Here is a 1763-nt window from a genome sequence, read left to right on the forward strand (position 1 = left end):
GAATAGGTCTCGCCATCGCAATCCAGCTCTAGCGCCTATGCTCGCCGTCTATGGCCGCACCCTTTCAATCTATGGCGGCAACAAGCGGATCGCGATTAGTCTACCCCTCGGAATCGATAACGAGAGAGGGGGAGCCCATGTCTCAGCGCCTGACGCGGCGGCAGCTGATCGGTGGAGCGGCGGCGACGGGAGGACTCGCCAGCTGGGCGGTTCGTGCCGGAGCGCAGAGCGAGCCATCGACGCTGTTTCGTGAGGTCATGCTTGTCGACGGCACCGGCGCCCCCGGACGGTTCGCCAACGTGCTCGTCGCCGGCGACCGGATCGCGCAAATCCTGCCGGCGAGCGGCAAGGCCTCCGCTGCGGCAACGCGCGTGGTCGCGGGAGAGGGCAGGGTGCTGGCGCCGGGCTTCATCGACATGCACAGCCATGGCGACCCGTTGCACGATTCCTACGAGACGTTCCTGGCGATGGGCGTGACCACCGTCACCCTGGGCCAGGACGGCGAGGGGCCGAGGATCGGCAACGACCTCGATCCCAGGAGCTGGATGCAGGCGGTCGATCGCGCGCGGATCGACATCAACGTGGCGCTGCTCGCCGGCCACGGCACGTTGCGACGCGCGGCGGGCGTGGCGGATTCGGTGCATCATCTCGATGCCGCCGGGCTCGAGCGCATGGCGGCGCAGCTCGATTCCGAAATGCGCATGGGCGCATTCGGTATTTCCTACGGGCTCGAATATGTTCCTGGCATCTATTCGGAGACGCCGGAGCTCAGCAATCTCGGCAAGGTCGTCGCGCGTTATGGCGGCGTCTGCATGAGCCATATGCGGTCGGAGAATGACGACGAGATCGAGGCGTCGATCAACGAACTGGTCGCCTCGTCGCTACCGGCGCGGCCGCATATCTCGCACTTCAAATCGGTGTTCGGCAAAGGCGAGAAGCGCGGCCGAGAATTGCTCGCTTTCGTCGCCGACTTCCGCCGTCGCGGGATCGATCTCACCGCCGACGAATATCCCTATGAGGCCGGCTATACCGGGATCGCGATCCTCTTCCCGAAATGGGCGCTGCCGCCGACCGATTACGCCTCGGTCTTGGCGCAGCGGCGGCAGGAACTGCGCGACTATCTGATCGCGCGGATGACGCGGCGTGGCGGGCCGGAGGCGTTGCTGATCGGGACGCCACCTTATGCCGGCAAGACGCTTGCCCAGGCGGCGCAACAGGAAGGGATGCATTTCGCCGACCTGCTGATCAAACTGGGGCCGGATGGGGGTTCGGGCGCGCATTTCACGATGGACAAGGTACTGCAGGACACTTTGCTGCTCGACCCCAACGTCTCGTTTTCGACCGATGGCGGGCCCGGCATGCGACATCCGCGCGCTACCGGCACCTATGCCAAATTGGTCGAAGAATATGTCGTCCGCGACAAGAAGCTGACGATCGAGGAAATGGTCCGCAAGGCGACCGGCTTTCCGGCGCAGACACTCCGCCTGTTCGATCGCGGTGTGGTCCGTGAGGGGGCGAAGGCCGATCTCATCCTGTTCGATCCGAAGAAGGTCAGGGCGCGATCGACCTACGTCGATCCCTTCGCGATGGCCGAGGGGTTCGATCTGGTGATGGTGAACGGCCAGCCGGCTTTCGAGGGTGGGAAAAGGGTTGGGTTTACGGGGAAGCTGCTGAGGGCGCGGTAGGCAAATTCCTCCCCGGTACGGGGAGGGGGACCGCGCGGCGCAGCCGCGTGGTGGAGGGGGCCCACGACAGACTAGAGT

The 1763-nt window shown here is 65.0% G+C and carries 1 protein-coding gene; it reads left to right on the forward strand.

Annotated elements, in window-relative coordinates; translation table 11 throughout:
• Nucleotides 1–137: 137 nt before the first annotated feature.
• The gene (locus tag SPR01S_RS20955) at nt 138–1685 is read left to right on the forward strand and encodes an N-acyl-D-amino-acid deacylase family protein (RefSeq protein ID WP_066593788.1); all 1548 of its coding nucleotides are present in this window, start codon (nt 138–140) and stop codon (nt 1683–1685) included.
• Nucleotides 1686–1763 lie beyond the last annotated feature (78 nt).

The sequence above is a fragment of the Sphingomonas pruni NBRC 15498 genome, assembly GCF_001598455.1.
GTDB classification, from domain to species: Bacteria; Pseudomonadota; Alphaproteobacteria; order Sphingomonadales; family Sphingomonadaceae; genus Sphingomonas; species Sphingomonas pruni.

Excerpts from the sequence above, each read along its gene's own strand:
- SPR01S_RS20955 (WP_066593788.1), top strand. The coding sequence starts at position 138 with ATGTCTCAGCGCCTGACGCGGCGGCAGCTGATCGGTGGAGCGGCGGCG.